This window comes from Citrobacter sp. Cpo221 (genome assembly GCF_030332345.1).
In the GTDB taxonomy this organism is placed as follows: Bacteria; Pseudomonadota; Gammaproteobacteria; order Enterobacterales; family Enterobacteriaceae; genus Citrobacter; species Citrobacter portucalensis.
This window is the reverse complement of record NZ_JAOWIA010000062.1, coordinates 1-14,607: the sequence shown is the minus strand read 5'-3', so window position 1 is coordinate 14,607 and position 14,607 is coordinate 1. Positions and strand designations below refer to the sequence as shown.

Below are 14,607 nucleotides of genomic sequence, written 5' to 3'. Positions count from 1 at the left end.
ACAGGGAGTGATGAATGGGGGATGGATGTTATTTAGTTGGTGGTTCCGGAAGAGGCTGCCAGTGCGTTACATGCTCAAGTAGACTACCGCTGAGGTATGTAAACGCCATGTACTTCTTGTACTCGATGGGGCACATTACATAGTTCCAATACGCCGCCACAATCTCACCCTGACTGAATGCCAATACCATTTTGGTGCGCTCCGGCATCCTTTCGCTACACTTAATCCATTCCATTTGAGCCTCCACGCTTATATCTCGGCGTCCCCATTGCAACGCGCATCTTTTGCATTGCTCGGGCCCAAAGATTTCCGTCGCCAATAACCTTGGCTATTGCCAACTCCCCCTGAGCAACCCGCAGTAAGTAATGGTCAATCATGCCTTCACCTCGACCTGTTCAAGCAACCCAGCGATATGCATTTGCCAGCGGTTAAGAGTTAACGATTCACGCGGCTTACTAATGGATGTCAGTCGATACGAATGACCGTTTGCAAGCTTTGTCACTGTGTACTGCTTGTTGTTGTGGGTGACTGTCATGAGGCCTCCAAGCCAATGGCATCAGAGATAATCTGGAGTTTCTCAACTGAAACGCCTTTTCCGTTACCTACTGGCTTTTCCATCCAGTCGAGCGACACTAGTCTGCCGTCGTCGATAACACCGATATTGAAATCATCACAACCTGCTACTTCAAACCCGTGAGAAATTGCCACTTCCCGCTTATCAAATTTCTCCAAATCTGAGGAATGACCAATGCCGTAACCGTGGTCGTTTGACCAAGCGTGCTGCTGGATAACGATAAATTTTTGCATAATCATCTCCGCGCTTAAGCCGCGCCGCTGAACTAAAGACCTCTGCATGCAATTTTCATCGCTGCAATACAATTAAGCGGTGGATAGCCGCCATTCATAACTAAGCGTCCTCCGAGAAGCCGCTGAGGTATGAAAAAAGCCGCTTGTTAGGCGGCTTTAGCTTCAATGTGTTGAATCAGCTTCCAGTCGTTGCTGGTTGAAGAGTGCTGGTAGTAGTCCCAGCTCTCATCGTCTGCTGTGTTGGCGTTACATGTTTCTGCGTAACTGATGGCTTCTTGCTCAGAACCAAAAACATCGTTTGAATACCGGCATTTTCCATCATCGTGGACAAACAAAACATCAAACCTTGGCTCGTCATAATCAGCAGAGATATCCCGAACATTGAAGCCCTTTAAAATCTCTTGTCCGCTACTTGTTTCCATCGCCTTACCCTCTGTTTGTATCGTGAGCTAATAAAAATGCCGCCATTAGGCAGCCTGCATGATTTCCAGATTTTTCAGCGTTGCCCCAGCCACCCAAGCCCAATACATCCAGTGGTCACGCGCATCGCCTTCATCTTCTGCCTCAATAACCCGATCGAACTCTTCTTCATTCCACTGGCCAGTACATCGAAAGTGATTTGCACCCATCGCCTAACCTCATAAGTTAATTAACGCGCCGTAACCGATTAAATCAGCGGCGTCGATTTACCGCGGGATTTCTGCACCGCATGGATTTTGTTTCCGAACGGGTTAGCATCTTTGTACCAGGTGCGATGATTCTTGCGCTCAACAGCTTCAGCGCGTTTTTCCATCTCTTCCCGATACTCAGCCAGCACCGTTAAATCAATCGGGTTCACAGCGCTTTCTACGCGTGATTTCGGCTTGCGAGTCAGCGACAGAACAGGGCGGTTGTCTGGCTTGGCGCTTATCCCAACTAACAGGGGATTTGCAGCTTTCCATTCGGCCTGTTTCTCTGCGCGGCGTTCGCGGCGGCGTGCTTGTGCATCCATTGTGGATCTCCCGTCAGTTAGCTTTGGTGATGTGGGCGGTAACCAGCCGCACAAGTCAGGGCTTCTTCACGTTTACCCTTTCTCGCTTGCCACATCCCAAAGCCTTCTGCTTTGAATGCTGCGCTTTTTCAGCGCCAGATTTTTAAGAGCTTCACCGTCCTGGTGAGTAGTGCGTCCTGTTGATGGGTTAATAGTACAACTTGTACTTAGATACGGTCAATACGATTTGTTCTATAATTTTGCGAAAACACCATAACGTATTGTTTTGTTGGTGTATTTATTTTCAATTTATGGTGATATGCTCAGAAAAACATCAAAGAGGGCATTGTTATGGGGCTGGGAATGGATATGGGTAGGGATGAACTGCTGGAAGACCGCGCAGCTTTCATCGCTGGCGAGATCGGTGGCGCGGTTGTTGAGTTGATTATCGGCGGGGTGGTGATTAATAGGGATGCGATTGTGGATAGCCTGGAAGCTAAGCGAAAGTCGGTGGGTAATGTTATTCACAAGGGATTGTTGAGGGATGCTGCGGAGTTTGTGAGGAAGGGGCAATAAAAAAGCCCGCACGGGCGGGCAGGTAGTGTTGCGATAGTTATTGTTATCAGCTTCAGGCTGGATAGTTATCGGCAGAATGGAGGATGGCTTTATGGGTGGGCAATAAAAAACCCGGCGCGGTGGCCGGGTTGTGGCATTTAGGAATCAAGATCAGGCAGCATGATTTTCTCAATCAGCGTCAAAGCCCTTTGGTCTCGTTCAGCAAAATATTTAGGAGCGTACTGAGGCAGCCACACTTCATTGAAGTGTTGTTTGAAATCTGCAAGATATTCGTTTGGGTATAGACGTACCGGGAAAGTCCGGCCATCTGGATACTCATGGTTATATGTTGGGAATGTCTTCGGCTCAATTCCCCGGTTGTCACGGAGCCATTGCGAGAAAACCCTACCTTCTGAAATATCAGGGACCATTTTTTCTGGCAGCGTATATCCGGCCTGCTCAAGTGGCGCAACCAAGTTAAACGTCAGTTCATTAAGCATAGAAAAGTGCGTATGAGGAACCCTGCCTCGGTTTGTCATATACCGCTTAAGATGAATAGGAAGTTCGGCAGGAGCTCTTTCGCCTGACATCCACTCACGTACCCATCTTGAAACTTGCACTGCAAATTTTGGAGATAGCCACTGCGCTAAATTAATTGCGATGTCTGGATGAACCCAGGTCCCTTGATTCTCTGCTCTTCCGCCTTTAAATGATTGAATTAACTCCGATATGGGAATCCCCATATCGCGTGATAATTCATCAAAAAAATCTTGTGTTGTTTTTAGTCGTGTATAGTCAGCAAGCAGTTTCCCTGCAGACTTGCACATTGCGGTGGCATTGATGTATCCGTCTTTGGTGCGAAGATGGATGACTTCTCCATCAACTTCCCTGGCGATTAACGCAAGTTGAAACTGTGTCATAAATCATCCTATTGCTGTGAAAAATAAAAATCATCACCCAAACGTCTCATCAGGCCACCATAAGCACGATCGCAACAACCGAGAGCAAAGTAACCACGCCTACTATCAGATATTCTCTTATCACCCAAACGTCTCTTCTGGCCATTGAGAAGCGACGACTTTTCCAACAACCCTACAGTGTTCATTACACGGCATCATGGGGAATTGAGGATTCAATGGCTGGAGAAATATCTGCCCGCTGTCCTTGATCAGTTTCTTAAACGTGAATTCATCGCCACCTAATCTGGCGATACAGAAATCACCAGGGTCAACCGGTTCATCTGGATCTACAAGAATTAGCATTCCTTCAGGGAAGCTAGGCTTTGAACCAGCTGGAGCCGTCATAGAATGACCATCAACTTCCAGCCAGAAGGCATTATCGCTGGCTTTTTTAGTTGTGCTTATCCATCTTTCCGCATCACGTTCTGTGAACGTTCTAAATTCAGGAGAGAACATTCCTGCCTGCACATGAGAAAATACTGGATAATCATATTGTTTTTTGACGGGAGCATTAGATACTTCACCGGTTATTGAGAATGTACCGTCATGGTTAAATGAAACGTTAGAAATCCCAAGATATTGGAAAATAACCCCGATTTCATCTAGTGATGGGTGTCGAGATCCACGCAACCAGTGACCCACGCCACCCTGCGTCATTCCAAGTTCTTCAGCCAGCATTTCTTGCGTTATGCCAAGCTCTTTCATTCTGACTCTCGCCAGTTCGTTCCATTTCATATTCATACCACCATTATTACGCTTTGTACTAACATCATCCATGCACGTTCTGTATTTTTTGTCTTGCTTTATCAAAGTACATATTGTATTGTTTCTGTATGGTTACTATGGAGGATGTATGAGCAACCTAAAAATGTATCGGGAATCTTTAAAGATATCCCAAACGGCATTGGCTGATATTGTCGGGTGTACGCAAGGAGCAATAGGTCATTGGGAAGCCGGTAGGCGACATCCAGACCTTAAAACTTGCCGAGCACTGGTTGAATGCCTAAACAAGTTAGGCGCGACAGTTAATCTCGACGATGTTTTTCCGCCAGAAAACAACGCAGCTTAAGCAACACCCGCTCTTATCACATCTAAGCCCTGAAAAAGGGCGATTCAAAACAACAAGTCTTAAAGGCTATGCGTGTCTGCGCATTGGCCTATTTAACTATTTAACACTCTAGGAATTTAACAAATGGAAACCTTAACAGCACGCAACAATGTAGAAGCCCGTCGCATAGAGTCGTGGCTACAGAGGGAGATGGCAGATATCGGGATAACCGACATTGCTCAGGAAGCTGGAGTTAACAAATCAACGGTAAGCCGCTGGCGTGAAAATCTGCTGCCGAACGCGTCAATTCTGCTTGCCATCGTGTTTAAACGGCGGTTGAGAGAGAAGGGCGAATGTCTGGAGGCGTGATGGATTCTTCAAAAATGACGAAAGCCGCTCTGCGGGAACAGAAGCGGCCTTCAGGTGGAATTAACTGGATCAATTCACAGGAGTAATTATGCCTAAGAAAACTCGTTTTTACCAGGCGTCAGTACATAAAAATATTGCTCGTGACCGGTTCATCAAATCCTGTAACCCGGCTGTCGGTACAAAGCTGAGAGCCATCATCGAAGAACTAAAGCGGAAGGAGAACGGTCATGAGTAGCCCTGCAACAGTAACACCAATAAGACCGTCTCTGGCGGTCGTGGAGCGTCGCGTGGCAGATCTTGAAGATGGATACACCCGTCTTGCAAATGCCCTGTATGACGAGCTTATCGGCGCAGATTTAACGAAGAATCAGAGCAAGGTGGCTCATGCCATTTGCCGTAAAACATACGGCTTTGGTAAGAAACTGGATCGCATATCTGACAGCCAGTTAGCTCAACTTACCAGGCTGCCAAGACAGAAGGTCAACAAGGCCAAGAATGAGCTTATTGCAATGAAGGTAATCATTCGTGAAGGCAGTCAAATCGGGCCAAACAAGAACATCACAGAATGGGAAATCGAAGGGTGTCACTACTCTGGTGATAATGTCACTACATTGGTGACAAAAAATGTCACCAAAACGGTGACAGCCCTGTCACCAAAACAGGGACACACAAAAGAAACTATTACAAAAGAAAAGAAAGAAAGTAAAAACACTCTGCCCGAACAAGTTCGAGCGGAGGACGAAAAATCACTTCAGCCTACAAACAAACACCAGTCCACTGACGAAGCATTCGAGTCGATTTTCTGGCTTGCAGGAATGCGTAAACTGGAAAAGAAAAAATCCAAGTCAGCATTCAGGACTCAGTACCAGGAGTGGCGTCGCGCTAACGGGGGCACCCCTGAGCAGTTCGCAATGTTCCTTGCAGGTGATATCGCTTCCCGAATCGGCAAACAGTTCGGCTTCGACAAGCTTCACCCGACCACCTACCTGAACGGCAAGCGGTGGGAGGACGAGAAGCCATCAGCTGATCCTGAATCATCAGGCCAGAAGCCAGCCGTTACCGTCAGTAAGAGCGGATACGTTTACTTCTGAGGTGGCGATGAAATCACGGTTCAAGGCATTGCTGATTGCCGGTTACAACCACGGCTTACTGAGCGATGGGTTTGTCCGGTACTGGTTCAACAAGTTTGATTTGAGGGCATCATGAGTCCATCTGAACTGAGTGACCTGCTTTGGAATCAGGTCGAAAGGGTGGCGAAATATCTTTTGCCAAACGGCAAACGAGAAAGCCACGAATGGGTTGCTGGAAGCATCAACGGAGAGTCAGGAAAGAGTCTCAAGGTTAATCTGGCAGGGAAAAAAGTCTGGTCTGACTTTGCTGAGGGAACCACTGGCGATCTGCTGGACTTGTGGGTAGCCGTCAGGGATTGCGGGTTACACCAGGCGATGACCGAAGCCAAAGAGTTTCTTGGCATCAAGGACGACGACCACCACTTCGCAGCAAAGCAGCAAAAGAAATTCTCCCGGCCAGATCGCAAGAAGATTTCCCGTTACCTCACCAAAACCGAAAAGCACATCAAATATCTTGCCACTCGTGGGATATCTGCAGAGACGGCGAAGCTGTACGAGGTTGCCTCGGCTAAAGTCTGGAATGGAGAGCGTGAACTGGAAGCACTGGCATTCCCCTACAAACGTGACGGAGAGCTGTTGCAGGTTAAGCGCATCAGCACTGAGAGACCAGACGGGAAGAAAGTCATCATGGCAGAGGGTGATTGTGAGCCGTGTCTGTATGGCTGGCAGGCCATCCCGAAGAACATGCGGATCGTCATCCTATGTGAAGGTGAAATCGACTGCATGAGTTACTACCAGTACGGCTTCCCTGCGCTTTCTGTTCCGTTCGGCGGGGGGAAGGGGGCAAAACAGCAGTGGATAGAGTTCGAGTATCACAACCTCGACCGGTTCGACGAAATCTGGATCAGCATGGACAGCGACGAAGTAGGCCAGGCTGCCGCCAGAGAGATTGCAACTCGTCTCGGTGAGCACCGCTGCCGGTTGGTAAAACTACCTCACAAAGATATCAACGAATGTCTGATGGCTGGAATCTCTTCAGACGACATCGTTGGATATCTTGAACGGGCATCATTTTTCGACCCGGAGGAACTTTACAGTGCCAGAGAGTTTTATCAGGACACCATCAACGCCTTCTACGGAAAAGAGCAAAGCCTGTTTTACAGCCCGTGGGAATGCCTGAATCACAATTTCGCCTTCCGCCAGGCCGAGTTGTCACTGGTTAACGGCGTTAACGGGCATGGAAAGACTGAAGTAGTTGGTCATATGGCTCTGGAAGCCATGCGTCAGGGGGTTAAGACCTGCATCGCCTCGCTGGAGATTAAGCCCGGCATTTTACTTAAACGCCTTACCAGGCAATCAACTTGCCTGAAACTTCCCCCGCAACTTGAAATTGAATCTGCCTTCAAATTTTACGACGACCGGCTATGGCTATTCGGCCTGACGGGAACCGCAAAGTCTGATCGGCTGATCGAAATCTTCACCTACGCATGGAAGCGATACGGCATTGAGTTGTTCATTATCGACAGCCTGATGAAGTGCGGAATAGGGGATGATGACTACAACGGACAGAAAGCCTTCGTAGACGCTCTGTGTGACTTCAAAAACAAAACAAATACCCACGTCCTACTCGTTACTCACAGTCGCAAAGGTGATAGCGAGGAGAAGCCTACAGGGAAGATGGACGTTAAGGGGTCAGGGTCGATCACCGACCTCACCGATAACCTGTTCATCATCTGGCGCAACAAGGTTCGTGAGAAGGCCATTCAGAAAGACCAGCAGGGTGAGGAACTGGACGACAAGGAACGCAAAGCGCTAGCTGCACCTGCTTCAGTTTTGATGCTTGAAAAGCAGCGTAATGGCGAGGGATGGGAAGGTGGGATCCCGCTGTATCTCGACCCTGCATCACACCAGTTTTTACCAACCGAAACAGCATCTCCATTTAGCTACATCGCCAATATGCCGCAGTCGGAATATGACGAGGTATGGGCAAGCAACAACGTAAGGTGACTAACATGAAAGAAGCACGTAACACCAGAGAAATCATTGAACAGGAATATAGCGAATTCCCTGAAACCATCCTCCACGCAGAACTATGCCGAGCATGTGCTCGCGTAGACGGTCGCAGCATCAAGCAGTCGCTTAAGGCCTTTGCTATGGCTCGTATCGAAAAGGTTGAGAGCAAGCCACTTAAAGGCGCACTGGAGCAGATGGCATCCAGCATGTTTCCAGAGACAGAGATAGCCCGTATCCGCGCCTGTGTAGGTCGCATGGAGTCGGCACTGGTTAAGACATTCGGAGTGAAGCGAGCATGACTGAACCTTACATAGCAGAGCTATCTGCAAGCGTGGCCGTGATAGTCGGCCTTTTTTATGCAATACGCAATAACATCGATTAACAGGCCTGCTTAGCGGGCCTTTTTTATGAGGGTAGGATTATGAAACCGACATACGAAGAATTAGAGCGTCAACTCGAAGAATCCCAACGCGAGTTCCGTGCAGCAGACGCGACTATTCACAATCTTGAACTGCAACTCACAGACATGGCAGTACAGCTCGCTAACGCCGAGAGCAAGTGCAGGGAGTTGGCGGAGTTTAAATCGCATGTTTATGCGCAAATGGGTGCAGGGTGTGAAGCTCCAGAATTCTCTATCACGGAAGGCTTGAGCAACCTACGCCGCTTCGCTGACACTCTCCACGCCATTGAGCGTGAGTTCTTTACCAAAGAAGTCCCTGATGAAGAATGTGAAGGCGAAACGGTAGATGAATGCCCGTTATGTTGGGGAATGACCGTAGAGCAGTATGTTTCTGAGTTTGGCAAATGCCTGGCTGAAGTGCGGGCGCAAGGTGTGGAAATGTTTGCGATGTGCATTGCTCATCGAGTGAATTACAGCGAAGTGGATAAATCAATCGAGTTGGATGCATTGAGTTTTGCTGAGGGATTAAGAAACCCAGCGCCAGAATTATCACCTGAAGATGTGGTTGAACTCGCCGCCCAACTTCGCAAAGGAGCCGCGCTATGAGCAAGCCAACCTATGAAGAAATCATCCAGGTGCTTCGCGACCATGGAAATTGCATGACCTATGTGGTCACTCACTGGTTACGCGATAACTACAAGGGCATCAATACAGCGTATGTGCTGCGCCGCCTGAAAAAGCTTGAGGCTATCGGTGCAGTGAAGCGAGTGAAAAGCAGTTATGCGGTTCAAATCTGCTGGGAGGCAGCCCAATGAAAGCACTCAACAAACAGGCTATCGATTTCAGTCAGCCGCTTGAGACCGAAAATGGCGAACCAGTTAAATACATCTGCCACGACGTAATTGAGTACAAATGCGCACGCGTCTGTGTCGATATTGCCACTGGAGTAGTCTACAGCAGCCCGTATGTCGGTCTTAAAATTCGCAACAAAGAAACAACTCAGCGCGCCAAACTGCGGGAGCAAATTGAATCTGCGGCAGACGCGTACTGGCAGTTTGATAACGGCTGGATTAGCGATATGAAATGCGGAGACCTCTCGCACGAATATTTACTGTTCGTGAAAGAGCCTAAGAACGTGCTCGCGCTGCTGGATGATCTGGAAGCCAAAGAAGAACAGCGCGCCAATTGGTTTCAGATGGCGCAGAAGTTAGGAGAGGATTTGGATGTCGCAGAGAAGCGCATAGCAGAACTGGAGGTGCGAGAGTTGACAGTAAAGCAATTCGATGACTTCCAGATTGTCCACTATGGCGGTTCTGAGGATTACGCGAAAGGTTATATCGACTGCCAGAACAACTACAACAAAGCGCTTACCGCCGCTGGCATTGGCGTGAAGGGGGAGTGAGATGGTCGATAAACTGAAAATTCGAGCAGAAGACGTTGAGCCTGGCGATGTAGTTGTCACCTTTCACGGCAAACGTTACACAGTGAAGACGTTCTGGGAAGAGGATGGTGTCGTAACTCTGTTCGGCACTGACGGTTCTGAAACTGAATATGATTACGATGACATTCTCGATGTGGAGAGGGACTAACCCATGACAACTAACAACCACCCGGCGCACGGTCCTGTATCACTCGATCGCCTGCACCAGATAAGCGAAATACTCAGTAAAGCAGCAGCACAAAGCGACGGCGGTAATCTCGGCTACGCAATGGCTGATGCTGTGAAGGTTATTGATGGAGCTATTGCAGCGTTTGATGCTGAGCCTGTGCTTTATGCCGCTGAGGAAACTCTGGCTTATGCCAAGATGGGTGAGCTTCACCTTAAGTGCCTGTCTCAGCCAATGGGAGATGCGGTAATTCCGCTTTACGCTCATCGCCAAGCGACTGACGAAGTTGGCTCATGGAATAACTATATGAACACGCCTACTGCTAAACCAGCAATTGATACTGGCGAGCTGCTTAAACACATCGAAGGCATGGAGGTATCAGTAGACGTCAGCACCTGTGATACAGATGCTGGCCATCGTTATTTCGGCACTGTAACTGAAATATCTGAACTGGACACGGCAAAGAATGGCTACATTCTGTTGGTTCAGGATGCGAAGCCAAACTTCAAACAGGCTGGCAACTCTCCGGTGATTGGCTTTGACCTAGCATCTGAACCTGATCGCTCGGTCGAGGTTCACTATATTGCACCTCCAGGCTACGTGATGGTTCCGAAGGAGATGACTGACGCTATTGGAGAGGCTATAGCAATGCAGGCGAACTGCTGCGGTGGCATAGCACTTGATATCTACGATGCCATGCTCGCAGCAGCACCGCAGCAGGAAGTTAAGTCAGCGCTTGAACATGGGATGCGGCGTTACGCCGGAGCTATGCAAAAACTGTCAGAAGGGGATAAGTGATGGCTAATCTTCAGCTGGCAGTTAACGGTGAATACTTCGACCAGATGAAGTCAGGCGAGAAGAAATTCGAGTACCGGTTGCTGAATGACTACTGGCGAAAGCGCCTTGTTAATCGCGATTATGACAGATTGATAATCACAAAAGGTTATCCGCGAAAAGATGACACTGACCGCAGAATTAATGTTCCATATCTCGGATACCAGGAGCAGGTAATCACCCATAAACATTTTGGTGACGACCCGGTTAAAGTGTTCGCTATCAAGGTGAATATTTAATTCTGGCGCAACGTCAAGCAACATTACCCACTCTCAAAATTAGTGTTATAATTATGTCGCAGCCAGTCTGAGCAACTGGTTGTGACCTCTGCATCTGATTGGGAAATTAGATGCGAAACACAAAGAGTACGACCTACCATATGCCGTCAGCGTTATCCAATGCTGAGGGTTTTCTGCATTCTGCGTTACCTCTCGGAGGTGGCGTATGAATATCCCCGAGCAGGGTATCAAGCTTCATGCCGGCAACTTCGCCGCCATCGGTCAGCACCTGCAACCATATCTCAATGATGGTCAATGCTATCGACTCCAGTTAAAGCCATGGAGAGAGAAGCGTAGCCTGTCGCAGAACTCACTTCTTCATATGTGGCTGGGTGAAATCAGCGAGTACCTGATTAAATCCGGACGCACTGACGCTACCCCTGAATGGGTCAAGCGCAACCTCAAAAAGACATACCTCGGCTGCGAGGAAGTCACCTACACCGATTTCATCACCGGTGCCAAAGAAACCACCTGGGAACCTCGCCACACGTCTCAACTCGATACCGGGGAGATGCACATCTTCCTGTGCAAAGTCGAGGCGTGGTGCGCTCAGTTTGGTCTGGCGCTGACTATCCCAAGCAACTGCGAATTCCAACAATTGCGCGATAAGCAGGAGTCCTAATGGCTGATTTACGTAAAGCGGCACGTGGGCGTGAGTGCCAGGTAAGAATTCCAGGTGTATGCAACGGTAACGCCGAAACAACGATCCTCGCGCATATCCGTCTTGCTGGGTTGTGCGGAACAGGTATTAAACCGCCTGACCTCATCGCCACCATCGCATGCAGCAGCTGTCACGATGAGATTGATCGACGCACTCGTCTGGTTGATGCGGAATATGCAAAGGAGTGCGCACTGGAAGGCATGGCGCGTACACAGGTTATCTGGCTGAAAGAAGGGAAGGTGAAAGCGTGAATACATATCGAATCAGCCTCGCATGGCCTCCAAGCAACAATCGCTATTACCGGCACAACCGCGGGCGTACGCACATCAGCATGGAAGGAAAGAAATACCGTGACCTTGTGGCTGAAATCATCAAGGAAGAGATGCTGGATATCGGGATCACCTCACCGCTTAAAGTTCGCATCGAGTGCCATATGCCTGATCGCCGCCGCCGTGACCTCGACAACCTGCAAAAGGCTGCATTCGATGCGCTGACCAAAGCAGGGTTCTGGATGGATGACGTACAGGTAGTCGACTATCGCGTCGTGAAGATGCCGGTAGTGAAGGGCGGTCGTCTTGAGTTAACGATTACTGAACTGGAGGCCGCATGAACACCGAGCTAATTGAGTTGACCCGTTTGCGCTGGCGATTCCTTCGCATGCTCAGAACCCCGGATTCTTTCCTGGTTGACTACAGACTTCTTCGCAACTTCATTCGCAGTCATAAGACAGTGGGAGCATCAGCATGAACCTCGAAAACACAGTGAAATACCACTTTGCTAAGTCAACGATGATCAGCGACGCCCCGCGCGCAACTGCATCAGACTCATTGACCGGAACTGACATCATGGCTGCCATTGGTATGACGCAGAGTCGAGCATCTCTCGGCTTCAGCGCATTCCTCGGAAAGATGGGCATCAGCGATTACGATCGCGAACGCGCTATTGGCCTGCTGACCAAATATGCGCTTGAGCACTGCGATAAGGTTGCCGCCTTACGCAAGCTTGAGAGAGATGTTAAACCAAAGGTAATGCAAGTTCTCGCAACTTTCGCCTTTTCTGATTACTCCCGGAGCGCCGCCAGCACCAGAACGTGCGACTGCTGCCATGGAAATAAGTTTGTCGAAGCTGAAGTGATGACGATGAAGCACATCGGACAACCACACCTTAGCGAAAAAAGAGAGACGGTTAAGGTGCTTTGCTACAAATGCAAAGGGAAGGGAGTGCTGACCAACGCATGCCAATGCAATGGAAAAGGAATGGTATTAGACAAAGAGAAAACTATTCTACAGCGTGGCGTTCCTGCATATAAAACCTGTTCGCGCTGCAACGGGCGTGGTTATGCCAGACTGCTACCGGATAGCGTCCGTAAATACATCTGCGCGACGGTGATGGATATACCTGAAACCACGTGGCGCAGGTCTTACAAGGATTTCTTTGAAAGTCTGGTGGCTGAGTGTATCAAGCAGGAAGAGTACGCAAACCAGATGTTGAACAAAGTCACGCGGTAGTGAATATTTTCTATGAAATAGGATTTATCTAGAAAATTACACTTTACAAAGTGGCGATTTTTGTTTAATCTCGATTCTAACGATGGGTTACTGACTTCGTTGGCGATGAAAGTTGACGCCGGAGCCGTGCAGGTATGCAGAGCGCATGGGATATAAATAAGTAATTGCCAAAAATTAAGAGCCTCGCAGAAATGCGGGGCTTTTTGCATTCAGGGTCAGAAGCACAGAGGTTGTGCGATCGGCTGTTAACCGATTGGTCGAAGGTTCGAATCCTTCCTGTCCCGCCAAATCCCTACCAGGACCATAAGAGCGAAAGCTCAACGCACCACCCTCATATTGCCAGTCATCGTGCTGGCTTTTTCTATTTCAGGCCCCGGGAATCATCATCGACATGCCTCGTTGTTAAATCCAGCCCGAGGGCCTGACCCTACAACACACAGCACCCCGACTAAATCGGAGGTGAGAGTATGTATCGAATGGACAAACTCACTACAGGAATTGCCTACGGCACATCGGCGGGCAATGCGGGATTCTGGATGCTGCAACTACTCGATAAAGTATCCCCATCCCAGTGGGCTGCCATTGGTGTATTAGGCAGCCTTGTTTTTGGTTTGCTGACATACCTGACGAATCTGTATTTCAAAATCAAAGAGGATCGGCGTAAGGCCGCGCGAGGTGAATAATGTCCCCTGCATTGCGAAATAGCGTACTTGCCGCCATGGGCGGTGGAGCCATCGCGATAGCTTCGGCTTTGATCACTGGACCAACCGGTAACGATGGTCTTGAAGGCGTGCGCTATCAGCCTTATCGGGATGTTGTTGGAGTGTGGACGGTATGCTACGGGCACACTGGCAGCGACGTCAAAATCGGGAAGACGTACACCGAGACAGAGTGTGCCATTCTGCTCACAAAAGACCTGAATACCATCGCACGTCAGATTGACCCCTACATCAAGGTTCCGATCCCGGCAACAATGCGGGGTGCACTTTACTCATTCGCGTACAACGTCGGTGCTGGCAACTTCAAAAACTCCACGCTGCTACGCAAAATCAACCTGGGCGACACAAAAGGAGCTTGCGAACAACTGCGGCGCTGGATCTATGCTGGTGACAAACAGTGGAAGGGTTTAATCACCCGGCGTGAGATTGAGCGTGAAGTTTGCCTGTGGGCAGAAAAACCTCAGGTTCTTGGTGATGGGCTCGGGCCGCTTAACCCAGGCATTCCGGTATCAGTTCCGGGGGTATTCTGATGAGCCCGAAACGCCAGATTATTGTTGGGTTGCTGCTGGTGGCCGTCGCATTCATCGCCGGCAGTGCATGGAGCAGCCGCGGTTGGGAAAAGAAGTGGGCGGAACGTGACAGCACGGAATCATCGCAAACAGCTAACGCACAGACCGCTGCCCGCTGGATTGAACAAGGGCGCATAATTGCCCGTGATGAGGCTGTAAAAGATGCACAAGCACAAGCCGCTAAATCGGCCGCTACTGCTGCTGGTTTGTCTGCCACTGTTAGCCAGCTGCGCGCCGAAG

28 protein-coding genes, 1 tRNA gene and 1 pseudogene are annotated in these 14,607 nt (G+C 49.2%); 22 read left to right on the top strand and 8 right to left on the bottom strand.

Annotated elements, in window-relative coordinates; genetic code table 11:
• Window positions 1–28 precede the first annotated feature (28 nt).
• The 6 genes and pseudogenes from OGY72_RS22715 to OGY72_RS22695 all read right to left on the bottom strand — a co-directional run.
• A pseudogene (locus OGY72_RS22715) lies at window positions 29–229 on the bottom strand (DUF551 domain-containing protein); the annotation flags it as partial.
• Window positions 222–377: a host cell division inhibitory peptide Kil gene (gene kil / locus OGY72_RS24990; RefSeq protein WP_502873602.1), complete on the bottom strand. Its 156-nt coding sequence runs from the start codon at window positions 375–377 to the stop codon at window positions 222–224. The pseudogene OGY72_RS22715 and the gene kil, both read right to left, overlap by 8 nt.
• Window positions 378–531: 154 nt before the next feature.
• The gene (locus OGY72_RS22710; protein ID WP_286549683.1) at window positions 532–807 is read right to left on the bottom strand and encodes an antitoxin; all 276 of its coding nucleotides are present in this window, start codon (window positions 805–807) and stop codon (window positions 532–534) included.
• A 146-nt stretch (window positions 808–953) separates the two neighbouring features.
• On the bottom strand, window positions 954–1,229 hold the full coding sequence (locus OGY72_RS22705; RefSeq protein ID WP_286549680.1) for a hypothetical protein: 276 nt from the start codon (window positions 1,227–1,229) through the stop codon (window positions 954–956).
• Between the two features lie 45 nt (window positions 1,230–1,274).
• On the bottom strand, window positions 1,275–1,436 hold the full coding sequence (locus OGY72_RS22700) for a hypothetical protein (protein WP_182269438.1): 162 nt from the start codon (window positions 1,434–1,436) through the stop codon (window positions 1,275–1,277).
• 38 nt (window positions 1,437–1,474) lie between these two features.
• Entirely contained in the window at window positions 1,475–1,798 is a 324-nt protein-coding gene (locus tag OGY72_RS22695) for an antitermination protein N (protein ID WP_286549676.1), read from the bottom strand.
• A 348-nt stretch (window positions 1,799–2,146) separates the two neighbouring features.
• Between OGY72_RS22695 and OGY72_RS22690 the strand changes: the two genes are divergently transcribed.
• Entirely contained in the window at window positions 2,147–2,353 is a 207-nt protein-coding gene (locus tag OGY72_RS22690) for a hypothetical protein (protein ID WP_286549815.1), read from the top strand.
• A gap of 137 nt (window positions 2,354–2,490) precedes the next feature.
• Here OGY72_RS22690 and OGY72_RS22685 read toward each other — a convergent pair whose 3' ends face one another.
• Entirely contained in the window at window positions 2,491–3,252 is a 762-nt protein-coding gene (locus tag OGY72_RS22685) for a KilA-N domain-containing protein (RefSeq protein ID WP_045325426.1), read from the bottom strand.
• 120 nt (window positions 3,253–3,372) lie between these two features.
• Window positions 3,373–4,068 carry a LexA family protein gene (locus OGY72_RS22680; protein WP_142417464.1) on the bottom strand — a complete coding sequence of 232 codons (696 nt, stop codon included), beginning with the start codon at window positions 4,066–4,068 and terminating at the stop codon, window positions 3,373–3,375.
• Between the two features lie 76 nt (window positions 4,069–4,144).
• On the opposite strand from OGY72_RS22680, the gene OGY72_RS22675 reads away from it, so the two are divergent.
• From OGY72_RS22675 to OGY72_RS22575, 21 genes are all read left to right on the top strand, one after another.
• A complete protein-coding gene (locus OGY72_RS22675; RefSeq protein WP_065944923.1) occupies window positions 4,145–4,360 on the top strand; it encodes a helix-turn-helix transcriptional regulator in 216 nt (71 codons plus the stop codon).
• Between the two features lie 123 nt (window positions 4,361–4,483).
• Window positions 4,484–4,708, top strand: a complete 225-nt coding sequence (locus OGY72_RS22670; RefSeq protein WP_286549670.1) for a CII family transcriptional regulator — start codon at window positions 4,484–4,486, stop codon at window positions 4,706–4,708.
• Window positions 4,709–4,796: 88 nt separating this feature from the next.
• Window positions 4,797–4,943, top strand: coding sequence for a DUF2740 family protein (locus tag OGY72_RS22665; protein WP_123969710.1), 147 nt, complete (start codon window positions 4,797–4,799; stop codon window positions 4,941–4,943).
• A complete protein-coding gene (locus tag OGY72_RS22660) occupies window positions 4,936–5,799 on the top strand; it encodes a replication protein (protein WP_286549639.1) in 864 nt (287 codons plus the stop codon). Before OGY72_RS22665 ends, OGY72_RS22660 begins: the two co-directional genes overlap by 8 nt.
• A 111-nt stretch (window positions 5,800–5,910) precedes the next feature.
• Window positions 5,911–7,785 (top strand): toprim domain-containing protein, encoded by a 1,875-nt coding sequence (locus OGY72_RS22655; RefSeq protein ID WP_286549638.1) that lies wholly within the window; start codon window positions 5,911–5,913, stop codon window positions 7,783–7,785.
• Between the two features lie 5 nt (window positions 7,786–7,790).
• Window positions 7,791–8,090 carry a hypothetical protein gene (locus tag OGY72_RS22650; protein WP_286549636.1) on the top strand — a complete coding sequence of 100 codons (300 nt, stop codon included), beginning with the start codon at window positions 7,791–7,793 and terminating at the stop codon, window positions 8,088–8,090.
• A gap of 122 nt (window positions 8,091–8,212) precedes the next feature.
• Entirely contained in the window at window positions 8,213–8,797 is a 585-nt protein-coding gene (locus tag OGY72_RS22645) for an eae-like domain protein (protein WP_286549634.1), read from the top strand.
• Entirely contained in the window at window positions 8,794–9,006 is a 213-nt protein-coding gene (locus OGY72_RS22640) for a hypothetical protein (RefSeq protein ID WP_286549632.1), read from the top strand. The genes OGY72_RS22645 and OGY72_RS22640 overlap by 4 nt, the downstream gene beginning before the upstream one ends.
• A complete protein-coding gene (locus OGY72_RS22635) occupies window positions 9,003–9,593 on the top strand; it encodes an ead/Ea22-like family protein (protein WP_286549629.1) in 591 nt (196 codons plus the stop codon). The genes OGY72_RS22640 and OGY72_RS22635 overlap by 4 nt, the downstream gene beginning before the upstream one ends.
• Window position 9,594: 1 nt before the next feature.
• On the top strand, window positions 9,595–9,780 hold the full coding sequence (locus OGY72_RS22630; RefSeq protein WP_286549626.1) for a hypothetical protein: 186 nt from the start codon (window positions 9,595–9,597) through the stop codon (window positions 9,778–9,780).
• Between the two features lie 3 nt (window positions 9,781–9,783).
• Window positions 9,784–10,596 carry a hypothetical protein gene (locus OGY72_RS22625; RefSeq protein ID WP_286549623.1) on the top strand — a complete coding sequence of 271 codons (813 nt, stop codon included), beginning with the start codon at window positions 9,784–9,786 and terminating at the stop codon, window positions 10,594–10,596.
• The gene (locus tag OGY72_RS22620; protein ID WP_286549621.1) at window positions 10,596–10,871 is read left to right on the top strand and encodes an ASCH domain-containing protein; all 276 of its coding nucleotides are present in this window, start codon (window positions 10,596–10,598) and stop codon (window positions 10,869–10,871) included. The genes OGY72_RS22625 and OGY72_RS22620 overlap by 1 nt, the downstream gene beginning before the upstream one ends.
• Before the next feature lie 205 nt (window positions 10,872–11,076).
• Window positions 11,077–11,532, top strand: coding sequence for a YbcN family protein (locus tag OGY72_RS22615; RefSeq protein ID WP_286549619.1), 456 nt, complete (start codon window positions 11,077–11,079; stop codon window positions 11,530–11,532).
• On the top strand, window positions 11,532–11,822 hold the full coding sequence (locus OGY72_RS22610) for a DUF1364 domain-containing protein (RefSeq protein WP_286549617.1): 291 nt from the start codon (window positions 11,532–11,534) through the stop codon (window positions 11,820–11,822). The genes OGY72_RS22615 and OGY72_RS22610 overlap by 1 nt, the downstream gene beginning before the upstream one ends.
• Window positions 11,819–12,181, top strand: coding sequence for a crossover junction endodeoxyribonuclease RusA (rusA, locus tag OGY72_RS22605; RefSeq protein ID WP_286549614.1), 363 nt, complete (start codon window positions 11,819–11,821; stop codon window positions 12,179–12,181). Before OGY72_RS22610 ends, rusA begins: the two co-directional genes overlap by 4 nt.
• Window positions 12,178–12,318, top strand: coding sequence for a YlcG family protein (locus OGY72_RS24845; RefSeq protein ID WP_353655457.1), 141 nt, complete (start codon window positions 12,178–12,180; stop codon window positions 12,316–12,318). The genes rusA and OGY72_RS24845 overlap by 4 nt, the downstream gene beginning before the upstream one ends.
• A complete protein-coding gene (locus tag OGY72_RS22595) occupies window positions 12,315–13,079 on the top strand; it encodes an antitermination protein (RefSeq protein ID WP_286549612.1) in 765 nt (254 codons plus the stop codon). Before OGY72_RS24845 ends, OGY72_RS22595 begins: the two co-directional genes overlap by 4 nt.
• Before the next feature lie 212 nt (window positions 13,080–13,291).
• A tRNA-Asn gene (locus tag OGY72_RS22590) sits at window positions 13,292–13,366 on the top strand.
• Between the two features lie 180 nt (window positions 13,367–13,546).
• Window positions 13,547–13,762, top strand: a complete 216-nt coding sequence (locus tag OGY72_RS22585) for a class II holin family protein (protein WP_016160648.1) — start codon at window positions 13,547–13,549, stop codon at window positions 13,760–13,762.
• The gene (locus tag OGY72_RS22580; protein WP_286549610.1) at window positions 13,762–14,328 is read left to right on the top strand and encodes a lysozyme; all 567 of its coding nucleotides are present in this window, start codon (window positions 13,762–13,764) and stop codon (window positions 14,326–14,328) included. The genes OGY72_RS22585 and OGY72_RS22580 overlap by 1 nt, the downstream gene beginning before the upstream one ends.
• A partial coding sequence (locus OGY72_RS22575) for a DUF2514 family protein (RefSeq protein ID WP_286549608.1) occupies window positions 14,328–14,607 on the top strand: 280 nt, incomplete at its 3' end. The genes OGY72_RS22580 and OGY72_RS22575, both read left to right, overlap by 1 nt.